Origin of the sequence: Serratia sp. PAMC26656 (assembly GCF_016469055.2) — a bacterium.
In the GTDB taxonomy this organism is placed as follows: domain Bacteria; phylum Pseudomonadota; class Gammaproteobacteria; order Enterobacterales; family Enterobacteriaceae; genus Serratia; species Serratia plymuthica.
Genome location: NZ_CP150486.1, coordinates 4,948,324 through 4,965,254 on the forward strand (window position 1 = coordinate 4,948,324; position 16,931 = coordinate 4,965,254).

Genomic DNA, 16,931 nt, shown 5'->3' on the forward strand with positions numbered 1-16,931 from the left:
CTCGTTTAGCCAGCGGGACGCAGCCTGCTGCGCCCCTGCGGTATCAGCGTTGATATTGTTGCAGCCAGGCGCTACCCAGCCGGTCTGCCGTCAAGATTGCGGCCTGCACGCTGGCCGGCGTCACCTTGAACGGCATGTTGTGGATGGTTTCGCCGGTGGCGCAGCTGGCTTCAGCAACCGCCATGATTTTCTCTGCCGCATCGCCGCTAACGCCCATCTCGGCCAGCGTGACAGGCAGGCCGATGCGGTGGCAGAAATCCAGCACCGTTTCGATCTGCGCCATGCTGCTGTTTTGCAGTACCAGTTGCGCTAGCGTGCCGAAAGCCACTTTCTCGCCGTGGTACAGGTGATGACACTCTTCCAGCACGGTGAAACCGTTGTGAATAGCGTGCGCCGCCGCCAGCCCGCTGCTTTCAAAACCAATGCCGCTCAGATAGGTATTGGCCTCGATAATGCGTTCGACCGCTTCCGTCACCACCCCGGCCTCAACCGCCAGTTTGGCTTTGACGCCTTCTGCCAGTAGCGTCTCATAGCACAGCCGCGCCAGGCTGAGCGCCGCCAGCGTCGATTTGCCGCCCGCCATGCTGGTTGCCTGAGCGTCGAAACAGGCCTGCGCCTCAAAATAGGTGGAAAGCGCATCGCCCATTCCCGCGACCAACAGGCGCACCGGTGCCTTGGCGATAATCGCGCTGTCCATCACCACCATATCCGGGTTGCGTGGGTAGATCAGGTACTCGGCAAATTCGCCCTGTTCGGTGTAGATCACCGACAGCGCGCTGGTCGGCGCATCGGTGGAAGCAATGGTGGGAATTAACACTACCGGCAATTGCTGATAGTGCGCGATGGCTTTGGCGGTATCGAGGGTTTTTCCGCCGCCGACGCCAATCACGCCGCGACAACCATGGGCCTTCAGTTCGCCCCCCAACCGGTCGATTTCCTTATGGCAGCATTCGCCGTTGAACAGGCAGGCATGATGTTTCACCCCGTGCTGTTGCAGGCTGCCCATCAGGGTATCGCCCGCCAGCTTCATGACGAAGTCGTCGGCAATCACGAAATAATGGTCGGCAAGCGCTTTCGCGTATTGGCCCACGGCGACCAGTGCATGGGCGCCCTGAATGTACTTGCCTGGAGACTGGATGATTCTCAACATAACCGGATCCTTGTAGGGAAATTGGCGATGGTAACGTTCAGATATCAGGTGATGATGCGTCCGGTCTTGTGCCGTCGCGTTGTTATGCACTGACTATAGGGCTAACGGAGAGCTTTACGACAGACTGCGTTTTTGTTCCATTATGGAACATAACAGCCTCCATGCCGTTTCATAATGAAACTCTGCCGTCGCTTTTCCAGCCGGTAAAGCGAGCTGGCGCACAGCCTAACGTATAACTGCGTAAAGAGTGGATTCTACGGGCGTTTCAGCTTTAATTTTGACCATCTTTCCCCTATTCTTACCGCCACTACTGGGAAAGGGCGAAAACAGCCCGACTGATGGGATTAATAACGATGAAACGGACAAAAAACATCAACCAAGAGACGTTCCGCAAATCCTGGCGCAGCTACCGCGTTGCGCCCGTAGCCTTGGCAATCAGCGGAGTCTTTATGCTGGCCGGCTGTGAAAAAGCGGATGAAACGGTCTCGATGTATCAAAATGCCGACGAGTGTTCGCGCACTAACCCTTCCATGAGCGAGCAGTGCACCACCGCCTATAACAACGCCCTGAAAGAAGCCGAAAAAACCGCGCCTAAATACGCCACCCGTGAAGACTGCGTCGCCGAGTTCGGTGAAGCGCAGTGTACTCAGGCACCCGCTCCGGCGCAGGCCGGCATGGCGGCAGAATCGCAAAGCAGCGGCAGCTTCTGGATGCCACTGATGGCAGGCTACATGATGGGTCGCATGATGGGCGGCTCCGGCTTTGCCCAACAGCCGCTGTTCACTTCCAAAAACGCCGCCAGTCCGGCCAACGGCAAGTTCGTTGACGCCACCGGCAAGAGCTACGGCCCGGCCACTGCAGGCGGCCGCACCATGACGGTGCCGAAAACCGCGATGGCGCCAAAACCGGCGGTAACCAACACCGTTACCCGCGGTGGCTTTGGCGAATCCGTGGCCAAGCAGACCAGCATGCAGCGCAGCAGCGCCACCTCCGGCAGCTCACGCAGCATGGGCGGTTAAGGCATGAAACGCGTTACGATTACCGAGCGCCCGAACTGGCGCGAAAAAGCGACCGAGTTCGGCTTCAAATTCCACACCATGTATGGCGAGCCATACTGGTGTGAGGATGCCTATTACCAGTTTACGCTGGCGCAAATCGAAGAGATTGAAAGCGCCACCGCCGAGCTGCACCAGATGTGCCTGCAAGTGGTGGAGAAAGTGGTCAGCAGCGATGCGCTTATGGCCAAATTCCAGATCCCGAAGCACACCTGGGATTTCGTACGCAGCTCATGGCGCACCAGCCAACCGTCGCTGTATTCGCGTCTCGATCTGGCCTACGACGGCGTCAATCCACCCAAGTTGCTGGAGAACAATGCCGATACGCCAACCTCGCTGTATGAAGCGGCCTTCTTCCAATGGCTGTGGCTGGAAGACCAGATCAACGCCGGCAATCTCAGCCCGGAGTCCGATCAGTACAACAGCCTGCAAGAAAAGCTGATTGAGCGTTTTGCCGATCTGAAAGCGCACCACGGCTTCGGTCTGCTGCATCTGGCCTGTTGCCAGGACAGCGAAGAAGATCGCGGTACAGTGCAATACTTGCAGGACTGCGCGCAGGAAGCCGGCGTGCCGACCGAGTTCCTGTTTATGGAAGACATTGGTCTCGGCGAGAAAGGCCAGTTTACCGATCTGCAAGACCAGGTGATCGGCAATCTGTTCAAGCTCTACCCGTGGGAGTTTATGCTGCGCGAGATGTTTTCCACCAAGCTGGAAGATGCCGGCGTGCGCTGGCTGGAGCCGGCCTGGAAAAGCATTATCTCCAACAAGGCGCTGCTGCCGATGCTGTGGGAAATGTTCCCGGATCACCCGAACCTGCTGCCGGCCTACTTCGCGCAGGACGAACATCCGCAGCTCGATCACTACGTCACCAAGCCGCTGTTCTCACGCGAAGGCGCCAATATCCAGATCGTGCAGAACGGTCAGGAAGTGGCACGCGTTGACGGCCCGTACGGCGAAGAAGGCATGATTGTGCAACAGTTCCACCCATTGCCGCAGTTCGAGGGCAGCTATACGCTGATCGGCAGTTGGCTGGTGGACGATCAACCCTGCGGTATCGGCCTGCGTGAAGATCGCGAGCTGATCACCCAGGATCTGTCGCGTTTCTACCCGCACATCATCCTCGGCTGACGGGGACTCGCCAGTGACCTAAAATGCAAACGCCAGTCTGAGACTGGCGTTTTTTATTTAACCGACCTGAACCGACAGCATGCTCAAAGCGCCCATCTCGATGCCGTCCACAGGCACGGATATCGCTTCTTCGCCATCCCAACTGCCCAGCACGTACAGCAACGGTAGATAATGTTCCGGCGTCGGGTTCGACAACGCCGCTCCCTGATGCTGCATGAAATTCACCAGAGGATGATTATCCCCCTGATAATTCAGATTATCGCGCACGAACTTGTCAAAGGACTCCGCCCACGGATAAGGGGTGGTATCCCCCTGCCATTTCACCATTCGCAGGTTATGCACCACGTTGCCGCTGGCGACAATCATCACCCCCTGCTCACGCAGCGCCGCCAGTTTGCGGCCCAGTTGGTAATGATATTCAGCCGGTTTGGTGCCGTCGATACTGAGTTGTACGATTGGAATATCCGCATCGGGATACATCTTGATCAAGACTCCCCAGGTGCCGTGGTCCAGCCCCCACTCACTGACATCCGCCGTGACCTCAATCGGCGCAAGCAACTGCTGCAACTGTGCCGCCAGTTCAGGAGAGCCCGGCGCCGGGTACCGAGTATCAAACAGCGCCTGCGGGAAACCGCCAAAATCATGGATGGTTTTTGGCTTTTCCATCGCGGTAACCGCGGTGCCACGGGTGTACCAGTGCGCGGAAACGGCAACGATGGCTTTTGGACGCGGCAGCGTTTCACCCAGCGCACGCCATGCCAGGGTGTAGCGATTTTCTTCCAGCGCGTTCATCGGGCTACCGTGACCGAGGAAAAGAGCAGGCATACGAGAGGTGTTCATACATAATCCTTGGTTAGTCATCTTACGTTCTGCTAACCAGATTACGCCGTTTGCCACAGCAACACAGCCGGATAACCATGATGATGATCTTCAATAAATTTGAATGGTTTAAACAATGGAAGTCATCAGTCAAATCCGCTCGATTTCAGCCTTTACTCTGTTAGTATCAGAAAATAAACACTAATTAGCAGCATATAAGGAGGCTATTCTGTCAGTACCCCTGATCCTGACCCTGCTGGCCGGCGGTGCCACCTTTGTCGGCGCCCTGTTCGGCATCATCGGCCAAAAACCATCCAACCGGATGCTGGCCTTTGCCCTCGGCTTTGCCGCCGGGATTATGCTGCTGATTTCATTGATGGAAATGCTGCCTGCGGCGCTGCATACCCAGGGTATGTCGCCGATGCTGGGCTACGGCATGTTCATGCTCGGCCTCTTGGGGTATTTTGCGCTGGACCGCATGCTGCCGCATCAGCATCCACAGGATTTGCAGCAAAAGCCGCTCACTCCCTATAACCTGAAACGCACCGCAATGCTGCTGACACTCGGCATCAGCCTGCACAATTTCCCGGAAGGCGTCGCTACCTTCGTTACCGCCAGCGCCGATCTGGAATTGGGGATGGGTGTCGCGCTGGCGGTCGCCATCCACAATATTCCTGAAGGGTTGGCGGTTGCCGGACCGGTGTATGCCGCCACCGGTTCAAAAACCAAAGCGCTGCTGTGGTCAGGCATTTCCGGCATGGCGGAAATTCTCGGCGGCGTGCTGGCGTTCCTGCTGCTCGGCCCGATGATCTCACCGGTAGTGATGGCGTCGATTATGGCAGCCGTGGCCGGTATTATGGTGGCGCTGTCGGTAGATGAATTGATGCCGCTGGCCAAAGAGATCGACCCGCACAACAACCCCAGCTACGGCGTATTATGCGGGATGGCGGTCATGGGGTTCAGCCTGACGCTGTTGCAAAGCGGCGGCATCGGTTAAGTATTTTCAGCCACAAAAAAAGCCGCATTCGCGGCTTTTTTCATATTCAGCGTGGCTGTCTGCTATCAGCTGGCTTTCTGCTCGAGGGCCTGGCGGTAAGCCACCAGATCCTCGATGGTCAGCACAGTCATGTCATGCTTCCTGGCGAACTCGATCACTTCCGGAGCATGCGCCATGCTGCCATCGTCGTTGGTCAGCTCGCACAGCACGCCGGCAGGTTTGAAACCGGCCATGGCCACCAGATCGATAGTCGCTTCGGTGTGGCCACGGCGGCTAAGCACCCCACCCGGCTGCGCACGCAGCGGGAACACGTGGCCAGGGCGGTTCAGATCGCTCGGCTTGGCGTTATCGGCCACTGCCGCACGAATCGTGGTCAGGCGGTCGGAGGCGGAAACGCCGGTCGTCACGCCCTGCGCCGCTTCGATAGTCACGGTGAAGGCAGTCTGGAACTGGCTGGAGTTGTTGGTCACCATCATCGGCAGCTCAAGCTGCTGACGGCGGTCTTCGGTGATACACAGGCACACGATACCGCTGCCGTGACGAATGGTCAGCGCCATTTGCTCAACGGTCATGGTTTCTGCGGCGAAGATCATATCACCTTCGTTTTCACGATTTTCATCATCAAGCACCATCACACCGCGCCCGTTGCGCAATGCTTCAAGAGCGCGTTCAACGCGTTCTACCGGCGAGCCGAAATCTGAAAGTAGCGTCTGATTCATGGTAAAAAACCTCATTAGAAAATTATGGATTACCAGAACCAGGGCGATCTTGAGGAGTAGCTACAACAATAGCTAAAAAAATAACGCAAGCGGGCGCAAGCCCGGCAGATACCGTTACTCTCTCCCATCCGGACTATAACCGTCGGCCCCGGAATTACACCGGATCTGCTGACCTCTAACCAAACTACAAGAGACTGGCTGAGCGCTCGCGGGCTTTCACCGTAGAAGGTGATTTACCGCCGGTGGGGACTTGCACCCCGCCCTGAGAATAAGCATTCTGACTATAACGCTAATGATTAATCAGGGCAATTGGCAAAAGCACAATTCGGCCCCCTGCGGAGAATGCGGTTATTGGTTTATCCGGCGGGCAACTCGCATTACACTAGGCAACAGCTATTAAACTCTGAAAGGGATACGCCATGATTGACCCGAAAAAAATTGAACAGATCGCACGCCAGGTTCATGAGTCCATGCCTAAAGGCGTTCGTGAATTCGGGGAAGACGTCGAGAAGAAAATCCGTCAGGTGCTGCAGTCGCAGCTCACTCGCCTGGATTTGGTCAACCGCGAAGAGTTCGACGTGCAAACTCAGGTGCTGCTGCGCACCCGTGAAAAACTGGCGTTACTGGAACAGCGTATGAGCGAGCTGGAAAGCAAGCTGAACGCAACACCGGCAGCGCAACAGCCAGACGCTGAATAAGATGTCTCCAAGGGCGCGATACCGCGCCCTTATTAGGAGCCAATCGCCGCTCGCGGCCTGCGCGGCAACACCAGCCAAATCAGCGCGAACATCCCCAACGCATACAGGCTTTTCCAGCCGATAATCACCATCAGTAACAGGCACAGCACCAAACCCGCCACCGCCATCAACCGCGAACGCCCGTGCAAAATTCGGCACCCCGCCAGCATGCACAGCAGATAAATCAGCACAAAGATGCCATTGGCATACACCAGCAGCGTATCCAGCGGCAGCTTCAGCGTATAAATCAGCAAGGTGAACAGCAGGCAGCAGCCCACCACCGCGCTCAATGCGTTGACCGGGGCTTGCCCGGCAGACAGCTTGGCCAATGCGCTGGAAGGCCTATCTTGCGCCTGCGACCACACCAGCCGGGCAAAGCTCTGCGTATAGATATTCACGCTGGCGAAGCAAGCCAGATAACCAATGATGCAGGCAACCCACAGCGCATGCTGACCAAACAATTGCACCACGATGCCGGGCAACGACGCCGCGGCAGCCTGATGTTCGCCGTAAGCGTGGAAATGCAGCACCGCCACGGTGCAGCCCCAATAGACCGCCCCGGCGACTAACATGCCAAGCAGCAGCGCACGCGGGAAATCGCGCTCGGGGTTGCGGAATTCGGTTGCCAAATGCGCGAACGCTTCAAGCCCGACAAAACACCAGAACATCACCGCCAACGCATGGAACAAATTGGGAGGAGAAATTTCGTCTATTGCAGGCCAGGGGATTTGGGCAGGCGAGATATCGCCTCGCCACCAGATAGCAGCCACCAACCCCACCACCAGAATGGCGATCAGCGTTTGAATATTGGCGCTGGAGCCCGCGCTGCGCGTCCCCAACAGCCAAATCGCCACCAGCGTGGCGATCTGTACCAGCAGCAGACCGTTGGCGCTCCAACCGAGCGTGGCTTGCCAGAACCCGGCGGCAATTTGCAAGGCAGCCGGCAGGCCAACCGGGATCACCGACAGAAACAACCAGCCGGTGACCTTCGCCATGCGTGGGCCAAACGCCATACCGACAAAGTGTGCAGCGCCACCGGCACTGGGGAAGTGGCGACCCAGAGCCGCAAAAGCGATGGCGATAGGGAATACCAGCGCAATCAGCACCGGCCAGGCCCACAGGCTATCGCCTTGCGCTACCTGTGCCGCCAGTGCCGGAACGGCAAACACTCCGGTACCCAGCAACGAAGTGGACAATAACCCAACGCCCTGCGCCAACCCCAGTTCCTGCTTCAGTCCACTCACTGACCACCGCCATTTTATCCGTCATACTTCAAGCTGCATCCACGTTGGCTGCTCTTACTCACCCGAATCACTTACTCATGTAAACTCATCGGGACTCACTCGATTGCCGCCTCGATGCAACTCGAATTATTTAGGCTAAAAAAGAAGGCGTTAACCACGCCCGTCTTTGATTGCCTTGATGATGTTGGTGGTCGACAGGCCGTCTTCAAAGTTCAGTACCTTGACGTCGCCGCCGTTGGCCCACACCTCGGCGCTGCCGGCGATATCTTCAGGCTTGTAGTCACCGCCTTTCACCAACAGATCCGGCAGGATGTCGGCGATCAGGCGCTGCGGGGTGTCTTCTTCAAACGGCACGACCCAGTCCACCGCTTCCAGCGCGCCGAGCACGATCATGCGGTTTTCCAGTACGTTGACCGGACGGGTTTCGCCTTTCAGACGTTTGGTGGACGCATCGCTGTTCACCGCCACGATCAGGCGATCGCCCATTTTGCGGGCATTCGCCAGATAGGAAACATGGCCGGCATGCAGGATGTCGAAGATGCCGTTGGTCATCACCACTTTCTCACCGCGCTGGCGAGCCTGCGCCACGGCAGTTTTCAACTGGGCTTCGGTCATCACGCCAAAGCCGGTTTCGGCACGGCCGCGCACCGCGTTTTCCAGTTCGATTGGCGAAACGGTCGAGGTCCCCAGCTTGCCCACCACCACGCCGGCGGCGGCATTGGCCAGGAAACAGGACTCTTCCAGCGTATTACCGGCGGCCAGAGCAGCAGCCAACACGCCAATCACGGTATCGCCGGCACCGGTCACGTCAAACACTTCCTGCGCCAACGTTGGCAGATGCAGCGGCGCAATACCCGGTTGCAGCAGCGTCATGCCATGCTCGGAGCGGGTAACCAGCAGCGCGGAAAGGTCAAAATCCGCCACCAGTTTCATGCCGCGTTCAACCAATTCGGCTTCGTCTTTGCAGTGGCCTACCACCGCCTCAAACTCGGACAGGTTTGGCGTCAGCAGCGTCGCGCCGCGATAACGCTCAAAATCGGAGCCTTTTGGATCGATGAGCACCGGCACCTTGGCGGCGCGTGCCAGTTGGATCATGCTCTGCACCTGACTCAATGCGCCTTTGGCGTAGTCAGACAGCACCAGCGCGCCAATGTGCGGCAGGGCCTGCTGGATACGTTCCAGCATCGGCTGCGGATCGACGTTGGAGAAACCTTCTTCGAAATCGAGACGGATCAGTTGCTGATTACGCGACAGCACGCGCAGCTTGGTGATGGTCGGGTGCGTCGGCACCGAAACAAAATCACAGCGCACGTTCACTTCGTTCAGCTTGGCGCTCAGCGCCCGCGCCGCGTCATCAATGCCGGTCAGGCCCACCAGACGTGAGTTAGCGCCCAGCGAAGCAATGTTCATCGCCACGTTAGCCGCACCGCCCGGACGCTCTTCGATGGTATCAACCTTGACCACCGGCACCGGCGCTTCCGGTGAAATGCGGCTGGTCGGGCCATACCAATAGCGATCCAACATGACGTCACCCACCACCAATACTCCGGCGCGGCGAAAATCAGGCAGCGTAACTTTCATCCGATAACTCCAAAAAAGTCCAAAATTTTAGTGGCGCAGATATTACCACAGACGTCCGTAATACCTGCAAAACGTATTGCGCAACCGGCCTTGTCAGCCCAGCCATTTCCCCCAGCTGGCGCGTACCTGCTCACGTTCGGCGGCGAACAGCTCACTGCTGACCTTGCTAGAATGCTCTTGCAACGCCAGGTGATGGATCTCATCGCGCATGGTGACATAAGCCTGGGTCAGCGCGCGCGCTTCCTCTTCCGGCATGATGTCGTAATTGGCCATCAGCTCGAAAATGCGCACGTTATCCGACCAGCGCGTCAGGCGCGGCTCGGCGCCCGCATAGCCTAAGACCAGATATTGGGCGATAAATTCGATATCGGTGATACCGCCCTCGTCGGCTTTGATATCAAACAGTTCGCGTTGCTTGCTGCCGAGGTGACTGCGCATTTTCTCGCGCATCTCGCGCACCTCCTTCCGCAAGGTTTCAGGATCGCGCGGTTTGCACAGGATCTCGCGGCGGATGACGTCAAACTGTTGATGCAAAGCCGGATCGCCGTGCACGATGCGCGCCCGCACCAGCGCCTGATGTTCCCAGGTCCAGGCCTCGTTCTGTTGATAATCGGCAAACGCCTCGACGGTGCTGACCAGCATGCCGGCGGCGCCCGAAGGCCGCAGGCGGGCATCCACCTCATACAAAATACCGGACGAGGTGCGAGTGCTGAACAGATGCATCACCCGCTGTGCCAGACGCAGATAGAACTGGCGGCCATCAATGCAGCGTTCGCCGTCAGTCATCACGTCCGGCGGGCAATCAAGGATAAACACCAGATCCAGATCGGAACTGTAACCCAGCTCCCAACCGCCCAATTTGCCGTAGCCAATCACCGCAAAACCACGCCCTTCCCGCTCTTGCAAATGGGTTGGCTGGCCGTAGCGCGCCACCATGTCGCTCCACGCCTGCTGCACCACCACGTCGATGATCGCCTCTGCCAGATAGGTGAGGTGATCGCTGACTTTCATCACCGGCAGCGCGCCGGAGATATCCCCGGCGGCGATACGCAGTTGCTGGGCCTGCTTGAACTGGCGCAACGCTTCCAGCTTTTGTTCTTCGTCGTCTTCCGGTACCCGTAACAGGTACTGGCGCAGCTCGCTGCGATAGGCGTCCGGCGCCACCGGCTGATACAACGTCGCCGGATCCAGCAACTCATCCAGCAGCAGCGGGTAGCGAGACAGCTGATTGGCGACCATCGGCGAAGCGGCGCACAGACGAATCAAATGGCTGAGCGCCGCGTGGTACTCCACCAGCAGCTCAAGATAGGTGGTGCGGGTCACAATGCTCAGCAGCAGTTGCGTCAAACGCAGCAGCGCAGTCGGCGCATCCCGGCGCGGGCACACTTCGGCCAACAAGCGCGGCATCAGTTGATCGAGCACGTCGCGGCCGCGCGGGCCAATGGTGCGTTTGTCTACGTCATGGCGGAATTCGGCAATGATACGCAGCACCTGCCTGCGCGCTTCTTCATCCAGATGCGGGGTCAGCGGCGCCAGTTCGTTCTCTTCCAGCGCGTCCTGCCACAGACTGTGATAGTGCTGATAGTCGGGATCTTCGCCCACATCGGGGCTATCATCGCCAATCAGGTCGTTAAATACCGCCCTTACTGCCTGCATGTGGGTTTCCAGCGCCGCCAGCAGCGCCAGCCAGTCGCTGAACCCCATGCCCCAGGCCAGACGCGCCTGATCGAGCTCATCCTGCGGCAGCGTTTGGGTTTGTTGATCGGCAATCGCCTGCAGCAGGTTTTCCAGCCGGCGCAGGAACAGATAGCTGGTGCTCAGCGCCTTCGCCTGTTGCGGCTCCAGCAGCCCCAGTTCACCCACCGCTTGCAATGTCGGCAGCAGCGAACGCCCTTGCAGCATCGGCTCGCGCCCGCCGCGGATCAGCTGGAACACCTGGGTGATAAATTCAATTTCGCGAATGCCGCCGGCGCCCAGTTTGATGTTGTCTTTCAAACCCCGCCGGCGCACTTCGCGTGCGATCATACCTTTCATGTTGCGCAGCGACTGGATCACGCTGAAATCGATATAACGGCGGAACACGAACGGCCGCAGGGTTTTGCGCAACTCCTGGCTGTAAGCGTCTTCAGACCCGCCCATCAGCCGCGCCTTTACCATGGCGTAACGTTCCCAGTCACGGCCCTGCTCCTGATAATAATCTTCCAGCGCGGCAAAACTCATCACCAGCGGGCCGCTGTCGCCGAAAGGCCGCAACCGCATGTCCACGCGATAGACAAAGCCGTCAATGGTTTGCTGGTCCAGCGCTTTGATCAGCCGCTGCCCCAGACGGGTGAAGAACTGGGCGTTATCCAGCTCACGCCGCCCGCCCTGGGTCTGGCCGTTTTCCGGGTAGGCGAAGATCAGATCGATATCGGACGAGAAGTTCAGTTCACCACCGCCCAATTTCCCCATGCCGAGGATCAGCAGCGGCTGCGGAACGCCCTGCGCGTTGCAAGGCGTGCCCCACTCGCGGCAACAGGTTTGGTACAGCCAATCACGGGCGCTGACGATCAGCGTTTCCGCCAGCCCACTCAGTTGCAGCAGCGTTTCTTCCGTACTGCACAGGTTCAGCGCCTGCGCCCAGGCGATCCTCACCAGCGTCTCGCGGCGGAACAGACGCAGCACACGCATCAGTTGCGCTTCGTCACACACCTCTTCCAGAGAGTCCTGCAACCAGGCGGCATAGTGTTGCCACTCATCCGCCACCGGCGGTTGCTTACGCAGCGTCTCCAGCCATGCTGGCTGGTTGAGCAACATGTCGCTGACAAAGTCACTTGACGCTAAAACCCATTGTTCCTGACTGCTGAGCGCGCAATCCGCGCCCTGAGTTTCCTGAAAACGCTGCACGATGTTCTGTGCCTGAGCCTGTAACGCGCATGAGAGTGGCAACATAGTGAATGATCCGTCCTGCGGCCTGCGCCTCGCAGGCCGGCTTGATTAGCGGAGCGCGCCGTTTAACCAGAATGGCGCATGCGATAAGGCCTGTTTGCGGGTAGCTTCGTACCAGCCCTGACGCCGTTCAGCCACCGCCAGCTGCAGCTCGCGCCAGCTTTCGATATACGGGCCGGTCTCGTCGTCCGGATACGCGCCCGACAGCAGAATAAATGCCGAGACCTGACGCGTCAGACGCGGCAGCTGTTCTTCATACTCGTCGTCATTCAACGTGCGGGTGAAGGCTTCTTTCAGCTCGGCGGCGCTGCGCCCCAACATAATGTCGCTGAAACGTTTGAAGGAACCGTCCAGCTTGGTCTGCGCTTTTGCGTCGATAAATGGCCGCCAGGCGCCGGTCACCAGCCACGATGTGAGCGCCAACTTACATTGCAGATATTCCGCGCTGTAGCACAGCACCTGCGGTTTGGTGGTCTTATCAACCAGCAGCGGCTCCAGGGCAGTTAGCCGGGCGCGCAGATCAGCGCTGGCCTTGCGCGGCACCAGGCCGCCGAAGATAACCAGTGCCTGGCGGATCAGAGCAATCGCCTCCATCACCGAACGACGAGCCTGGTTATCACCGCGTAACCACAGTTCTTCGTGATACTGCCAATGGCTCAGCCCCAGTTCAAAGCTGGCAACCATCCCCTGCTCAACGCTGGATTTGGCTGCCGGCTTCAATACCGCCAGCGGATGGCGCTCGCGCGGGAGGTTGCCCTGCGCCAAATGATAACCACGCGCCGCCTTGCTCAGGCTGCCCTGACGCAGGCCGCCGTGTTCTGCCAGCGCGTTAGCCAACGCCAGCAAATCGGCGGTGTTGCCTTCTTTAAGCTCCAGCTCGATCTCGCACAGCGCTTCGTTCAGTTCACCCGCGCTCACCTCACCCTGGTCCAGACCAACCTCAATCTCGCTCTTACCGTAAGTGACCACCCACTTCTCACGCAAAAAATCGGTGCGGAACAGCGGTTGCAATTGCTGCTGCAGCGCCTGGATGTCGCAGCCCTGCGGCCAGATATCCGCCGGGAACAAATCCAGCGCCAGCTCGGGCTTGGCGATCGCCACGTTGTATTCCGGACGCTGATGCAAACCCGCCACCACCTTACCGGCGGTTTTGATGGTCATTTCGTAACTGTCGTCAAAACCGCGAATGCGCAGCCCCATATCATGGCTACGCAAAAAATTGTCGTCGGTTTCAAAGTAAATATTGGTCAGCTTTTGCGGCGCCGAATGCTGATGCGGCCAGGCAGCCAGTTGCTGCGGCAACGCGGCGACGGCATCCGGGGTAGCAATAAATTTCAATTCTATTTCAACGGTCATAAGTCTTTTACACCAATAAGTTACGCGTTCGCGTCAGCCTTCACGGCGGCGAGCTCTGCCTGCCACGCTCTGCCCGATGACGCACAGTTGCCGTTATCTTACCGCGATTCCCGGCGCCTTAACCCTGCTAACTGCAGAAAAAACCTGTTACGTTATAAAACGCTGCGCAACTCACAGAATCTGCCACAGTAAGATAGTTCTCATTCCGGTTTTTGCGTTGCGTCGTCAGACTGAACGCTCTACTATCGTTCCATAAATTCACACAGAAACGATGAACTAATGCAGAAATTACGCCTAATTTGCCTTGCCGTGCTGAGCTTCAGCATCACTTGGGGCGCACATGCCGAAGATAAGCGCTATATCTCCGATGAATTAAGTACTTACGTCCACAGCGGCCCAGGTAATCAGTACCGTATTGTCGGTACTCTGAACGCCGGTGAAGAAGTCGCCCTGCTGAGCGTAAATGAAAGCACCAATTATGGCCAAATCCGCGATCCTAAAGGCCGCAATATCTGGATCCCGCTTGATCAGCTCAGCCAGACGCCAAGCCTGCGCACTCGCGTACCTGCGCTGGAACAACAGGTGAAAACCCTGACCGACAAGCTGGCCAATATCGACAACAGCTGGAACCAGCGCACGGCGGAAATGCAGCAAAAAGTGGCTGCAAGCGACGGCACCATCAGCGGCCTGCAGCAGGAAAATCAAGATCTGAAAAACCAGCTGGTCGTAGCCCAGAAGAAGGTTAACGCGGTTAACCTGCAGCTTGACGACAAACAGCGCACCATTATTCTGCAGTGGTTCATGTACGGCGGTGGCGTCGCCGGCGTTGGCCTGCTGCTCGGCCTGCTGTTGCCGCACCTGATCCCGCGTCGCAAGAACAGCAATCGCTGGATGAACTGATTTCAGTATCGTTCAGTTTGAGATTGGCGCCTGCGGGCGCCTTTTTTATTGGCTTCGGCACGGCCCGGCTAATTAAGGTAATCTGGTCAACAGAGTCCCAGAATCATGCAGGAGCATAATAGTGAAGATCTACCTGGTCGGCGGCGCTGTCCGCGACAGTTTACTTGAGATACCGGTTTTCGACCGCGACTGGGTGGTGGTGGGCGCTGCGCCTTCAGAACTGCTGGCGCAGGGGTATCAACAGGTCGGTAAAGACTTCCCGGTGTTTCTCAACCCTGAGACCCATGAAGAATATGCGCTCGCGCGCACCGAGCGTAAATCCGGCCAGGGGTATACCGGCTTTACCTGCTACGCCGCGCCGGATGTGACGCTGGAAGAAGATTTGCAGCGCCGCGATTTGACCATCAACGCCATCGCTCGCGGCAGCGACGGTGAGCTGATAGACCCTTTCCACGGCGTGGCCGATTTGCAAGCGCGCGTGCTGCGCCACGTTTCGGATGCCTTCGGTGAGGATCCGTTGCGCGTGTTGCGCGTGGCCCGTTTTGCCGCCCGCTTTGCTCATCTGGGCTTTACCATCGCCCCGGAAACCACTGAGCTGATGCGCCACATGGCGCGCAGCGGTGAATTAGCGACGCTGACCGCCGAACGGGTATGGAAGGAAACGGAAAAAGCGCTGCAAAGCCAGAGTCCGCAAGTGTATTTCCAGGTCCTGCGTGACTGCGATGCGCTGGCGATACTGTTCCCCGAGATTGACGCCCTGTTCGGCGTGCCGGCCCCGGCCAAGTGGCACCCGGAGATCGACACCGGCATTCATACCCTGATGACGCTGGCTATTGCCGCCCAGCTCAGCCCTGACATCGACGTACGCTTCGCGGCACTGTGCCACGACCTCGGTAAAGGGCTGACGCCACAAGAACTCTGGCCGCACCATCACGGTCACGGCCTGACCGGCGTTAAGCTGGTCGAAGAATTGTGCCAACGTTTACGGGTGCCCAACCCGGTACGCGATTTGGCCAAGCTGGTGGCTGAATACCATGACCTGATTCATACCGTAAACAAGCTGCGTCCGGAGACTCTGCTGAAGCTTTTCGATGCGATAGACGTCTGGCGTAAACCGCAACGGCTGGAACAGATGATCCTGACCAGCGAGGCGGACGCGCGCGGCCGTACCGGCTTTGAAAACAATCCCTACCCACAGGGCGACTATTTGCGCCAGGCTTTCCAGGTGGCAAATGCCGTCTCGGTAAAAGAGGTGGTCGCCAGCGGCCTGCAGGGGCTGGCGATCCGCGATGAACTAAAACGCCGTCGCCAGCAGGTACTGGCCGACTGGAAACTCACCCAGGATATCCCTCTCGATCAGGCATAAAAAAAACCCCGCAGAGCGGGGTTTTTTATTGACGCTGCCGCTTACATGAAGACCATGTAAACCACGGCGGCAACGATAAAGCGGTAGATGGCGAACGGCACGAACGAGATGCGCTTAATCAGCGACAGGAAGGTTTTGATCGCGATCAGCGCCACCACGAAAGCGGTCGCAAAGCCGACGGCGAACATCGGCAAATCGCCCATCGTCAGGAAATGCAGACTCTTGTACAGGTCCAGGCCACTGGCGCCAATCATCATCGGCACCGCAAGAATAAACGAGAACTCAGAAGCCGCATAACGGTTCACGCCCACCAACATGCCGCCGGCAATGGTGGAGCCGGAACGGGAGAAGCCCGGCCACAGCGCCAGGCACTGGAAACAGCCAATCATAAACGCCTGACGGTAAGTGATGTCATCCAGCCCTTCCGCACTCGGTTTTTTCGGCTTAAGCCATTCCGCTGCCAGCAGCAGGAAACCACCGACCACCAGCGCATACATCACGTTCTTTGGTGCGAACAGCGACTTGATGAAATCATGGAATAACAGCCCCAGCACCACCGCAGGGATCATCGCCAGCAGGATATGGCCCAGTTTTAACCGCCCTGCGGTCTTGCCTTCGTGCTCAACCGGCTTGCCGCCAAAGTGAATGCCGATCAAACCGAACAGACGGCGCCAGAACATCACCACCACCGCCAGAATCGATCCCAACTGAATAATGACTTCAAAGGTTTTGGCCTTGTCGCCGGTAAAGCCCAGCCACTCGCCCACAATAATCATGTGCCCGGTAGAGGATACCGGCAAGAATTCAGTTAACCCTTCGACCACCCCAAGAACAAACGCGATAAACAGTGAATGCATGTCCGCCATGTGTTTCGCTCACCCTATAAATTTGCGACTACCAACATAAAAAAGCGGCAGTGCTCAATACATTGCCGCTAAAACAATTCTCAGG

At 57.9% G+C, this 16,931-nt stretch carries 14 protein-coding genes and 1 riboswitch; of the genes, 6 read left to right on the top strand and 8 right to left on the bottom strand.

Features of this window, described 5'->3' with window-relative positions; translation table 11 throughout:
- Positions 1 to 43 precede the first annotated feature (43 nt).
- On the bottom strand, positions 44 to 1,150 hold the full coding sequence (locus JEM67_RS24165) for a glycerol dehydrogenase (RefSeq protein ID WP_199635749.1): 1,107 nt from the start codon (positions 1,148 to 1,150) through the stop codon (positions 44 to 46).
- Positions 1,151 to 1,503: 353 nt separating this feature from the next.
- Between JEM67_RS24165 and JEM67_RS24170 the strand changes: the two genes are divergently transcribed.
- Positions 1,504 to 2,169 carry a DUF1190 family protein gene (locus tag JEM67_RS24170; RefSeq protein WP_013814623.1) on the top strand — a complete coding sequence of 222 codons (666 nt, stop codon included), beginning with the start codon at positions 1,504 to 1,506 and terminating at the stop codon, positions 2,167 to 2,169.
- Between the two features lie 3 nt (positions 2,170 to 2,172).
- Positions 2,173 to 3,333 (top strand): glutathionylspermidine synthase family protein, encoded by a 1,161-nt coding sequence (locus tag JEM67_RS24175; RefSeq protein ID WP_199635748.1) that lies wholly within the window; start codon positions 2,173 to 2,175, stop codon positions 3,331 to 3,333.
- Between the two features lie 57 nt (positions 3,334 to 3,390).
- Here the strand turns inward: JEM67_RS24175 and ygiD are convergent, their stop codons facing one another.
- The gene (gene ygiD / locus JEM67_RS24180; protein WP_062868786.1) at positions 3,391 to 4,173 is read right to left on the bottom strand and encodes a 4,5-DOPA dioxygenase extradiol; all 783 of its coding nucleotides are present in this window, start codon (positions 4,171 to 4,173) and stop codon (positions 3,391 to 3,393) included.
- Positions 4,174 to 4,381: 208 nt separating this feature from the next.
- Here ygiD and zupT point away from each other — a divergent pair, with 208 nt between their 5' ends.
- Positions 4,382 to 5,149: a zinc transporter ZupT gene (zupT, locus tag JEM67_RS24185; protein WP_199635779.1), complete on the top strand. Its 768-nt coding sequence runs from the start codon at positions 4,382 to 4,384 to the stop codon at positions 5,147 to 5,149.
- Positions 5,150 to 5,214: 65 nt separating this feature from the next.
- Here zupT and ribB read toward each other — a convergent pair whose 3' ends face one another.
- Positions 5,215 to 5,868 (bottom strand): 3,4-dihydroxy-2-butanone-4-phosphate synthase, encoded by a 654-nt coding sequence (gene ribB, locus JEM67_RS24190; RefSeq protein ID WP_199635747.1) that lies wholly within the window; start codon positions 5,866 to 5,868, stop codon positions 5,215 to 5,217.
- Between the two features lie 112 nt (positions 5,869 to 5,980).
- Positions 5,981 to 6,142: riboswitch (FMN riboswitch) on the bottom strand.
- Between the two features lie 145 nt (positions 6,143 to 6,287).
- Here ribB and ubiK point away from each other — a divergent pair.
- Positions 6,288 to 6,566 carry a ubiquinone biosynthesis accessory factor UbiK gene (gene ubiK, locus JEM67_RS24195; RefSeq protein ID WP_012146986.1) on the top strand — a complete coding sequence of 93 codons (279 nt, stop codon included), beginning with the start codon at positions 6,288 to 6,290 and terminating at the stop codon, positions 6,564 to 6,566.
- Positions 6,567 to 6,598: 32 nt separating this feature from the next.
- On the opposite strand, the gene yjeH is transcribed toward ubiK, so the two are convergent.
- The 4 genes from yjeH to JEM67_RS24215 all read right to left on the bottom strand — a co-directional run bounded on the left by yjeH (position 6,599) and on the right by JEM67_RS24215 (position 13,714).
- On the bottom strand, positions 6,599 to 7,849 hold the full coding sequence (gene yjeH, locus JEM67_RS24200) for an L-methionine/branched-chain amino acid transporter (RefSeq protein ID WP_199635746.1): 1,251 nt from the start codon (positions 7,847 to 7,849) through the stop codon (positions 6,599 to 6,601).
- 150 nt (positions 7,850 to 7,999) lie between these two features.
- Positions 8,000 to 9,430, bottom strand: a complete 1,431-nt coding sequence (gene hldE / locus JEM67_RS24205) for a bifunctional D-glycero-beta-D-manno-heptose-7-phosphate kinase/D-glycero-beta-D-manno-heptose 1-phosphate adenylyltransferase HldE (protein ID WP_013814630.1) — start codon at positions 9,428 to 9,430, stop codon at positions 8,000 to 8,002.
- A 93-nt stretch (positions 9,431 to 9,523) separates the two neighbouring features.
- Positions 9,524 to 12,361: a bifunctional [glutamate--ammonia ligase]-adenylyl-L-tyrosine phosphorylase/[glutamate--ammonia-ligase] adenylyltransferase gene (gene glnE / locus JEM67_RS24210; protein ID WP_199635745.1), complete on the bottom strand. Its 2,838-nt coding sequence runs from the start codon at positions 12,359 to 12,361 to the stop codon at positions 9,524 to 9,526.
- A 45-nt stretch (positions 12,362 to 12,406) separates the two neighbouring features.
- A complete protein-coding gene (locus JEM67_RS24215; protein WP_199635744.1) occupies positions 12,407 to 13,714 on the bottom strand; it encodes an inorganic triphosphatase in 1,308 nt (435 codons plus the stop codon).
- A 279-nt stretch (positions 13,715 to 13,993) separates the two neighbouring features.
- On the opposite strand from JEM67_RS24215, the gene JEM67_RS24220 reads away from it, so the two are divergent.
- Together JEM67_RS24220 and JEM67_RS24225 are read left to right on the top strand one after the other, a co-directional pair.
- Positions 13,994 to 14,614 carry a TIGR04211 family SH3 domain-containing protein gene (locus tag JEM67_RS24220; RefSeq protein WP_004948337.1) on the top strand — a complete coding sequence of 207 codons (621 nt, stop codon included), beginning with the start codon at positions 13,994 to 13,996 and terminating at the stop codon, positions 14,612 to 14,614.
- A 121-nt stretch (positions 14,615 to 14,735) separates the two neighbouring features.
- Complete coding sequence (locus JEM67_RS24225; protein WP_199635743.1) at positions 14,736 to 15,980, top strand: multifunctional CCA addition/repair protein; 1,245 nt, start codon at positions 14,736 to 14,738, stop codon at positions 15,978 to 15,980.
- 41 nt (positions 15,981 to 16,021) lie between these two features.
- Here JEM67_RS24225 and bacA read toward each other — a convergent pair whose 3' ends face one another.
- On the bottom strand, positions 16,022 to 16,846 hold the full coding sequence (bacA, locus tag JEM67_RS24230) for an undecaprenyl-diphosphate phosphatase (RefSeq protein ID WP_020828717.1): 825 nt from the start codon (positions 16,844 to 16,846) through the stop codon (positions 16,022 to 16,024).
- Positions 16,847 to 16,931 lie beyond the last annotated feature (85 nt).

Coding starts and splice junctions, on each gene's coding strand:
- JEM67_RS24165 (WP_199635749.1), bottom strand. CDS start 1,150: ATGTTGAGAATCATCCAGTCTCCAGGCAAGTACATTCAGGGCGCCCAT.
- JEM67_RS24170 (WP_013814623.1), top strand. CDS start 1,504: ATGAAACGGACAAAAAACATCAACCAAGAGACGTTCCGCAAATCCTGG.
- JEM67_RS24175 (WP_199635748.1), top strand. CDS start 2,173: ATGAAACGCGTTACGATTACCGAGCGCCCGAACTGGCGCGAAAAAGCG.
- ygiD (WP_062868786.1), bottom strand. CDS start 4,173: ATGAACACCTCTCGTATGCCTGCTCTTTTCCTCGGTCACGGTAGCCCG.
- ribB (WP_199635747.1), bottom strand. CDS start 5,868: ATGAATCAGACGCTACTTTCAGATTTCGGCTCGCCGGTAGAACGCGTT.
- ubiK (WP_012146986.1), top strand. CDS start 6,288: ATGATTGACCCGAAAAAAATTGAACAGATCGCACGCCAGGTTCATGAG.
- hldE (WP_013814630.1), bottom strand. CDS start 9,430: ATGAAAGTTACGCTGCCTGATTTTCGCCGCGCCGGAGTATTGGTGGTG.
- glnE (WP_199635745.1), bottom strand. CDS start 12,361: ATGTTGCCACTCTCATGCGCGTTACAGGCTCAGGCACAGAACATCGTG.
- JEM67_RS24215 (WP_199635744.1), bottom strand. CDS start 13,714: ATGACCGTTGAAATAGAATTGAAATTTATTGCTACCCCGGATGCCGTC.
- JEM67_RS24220 (WP_004948337.1), top strand. CDS start 13,994: ATGCAGAAATTACGCCTAATTTGCCTTGCCGTGCTGAGCTTCAGCATC.
- bacA (WP_020828717.1), bottom strand. CDS start 16,846: ATGGCGGACATGCATTCACTGTTTATCGCGTTTGTTCTTGGGGTGGTC.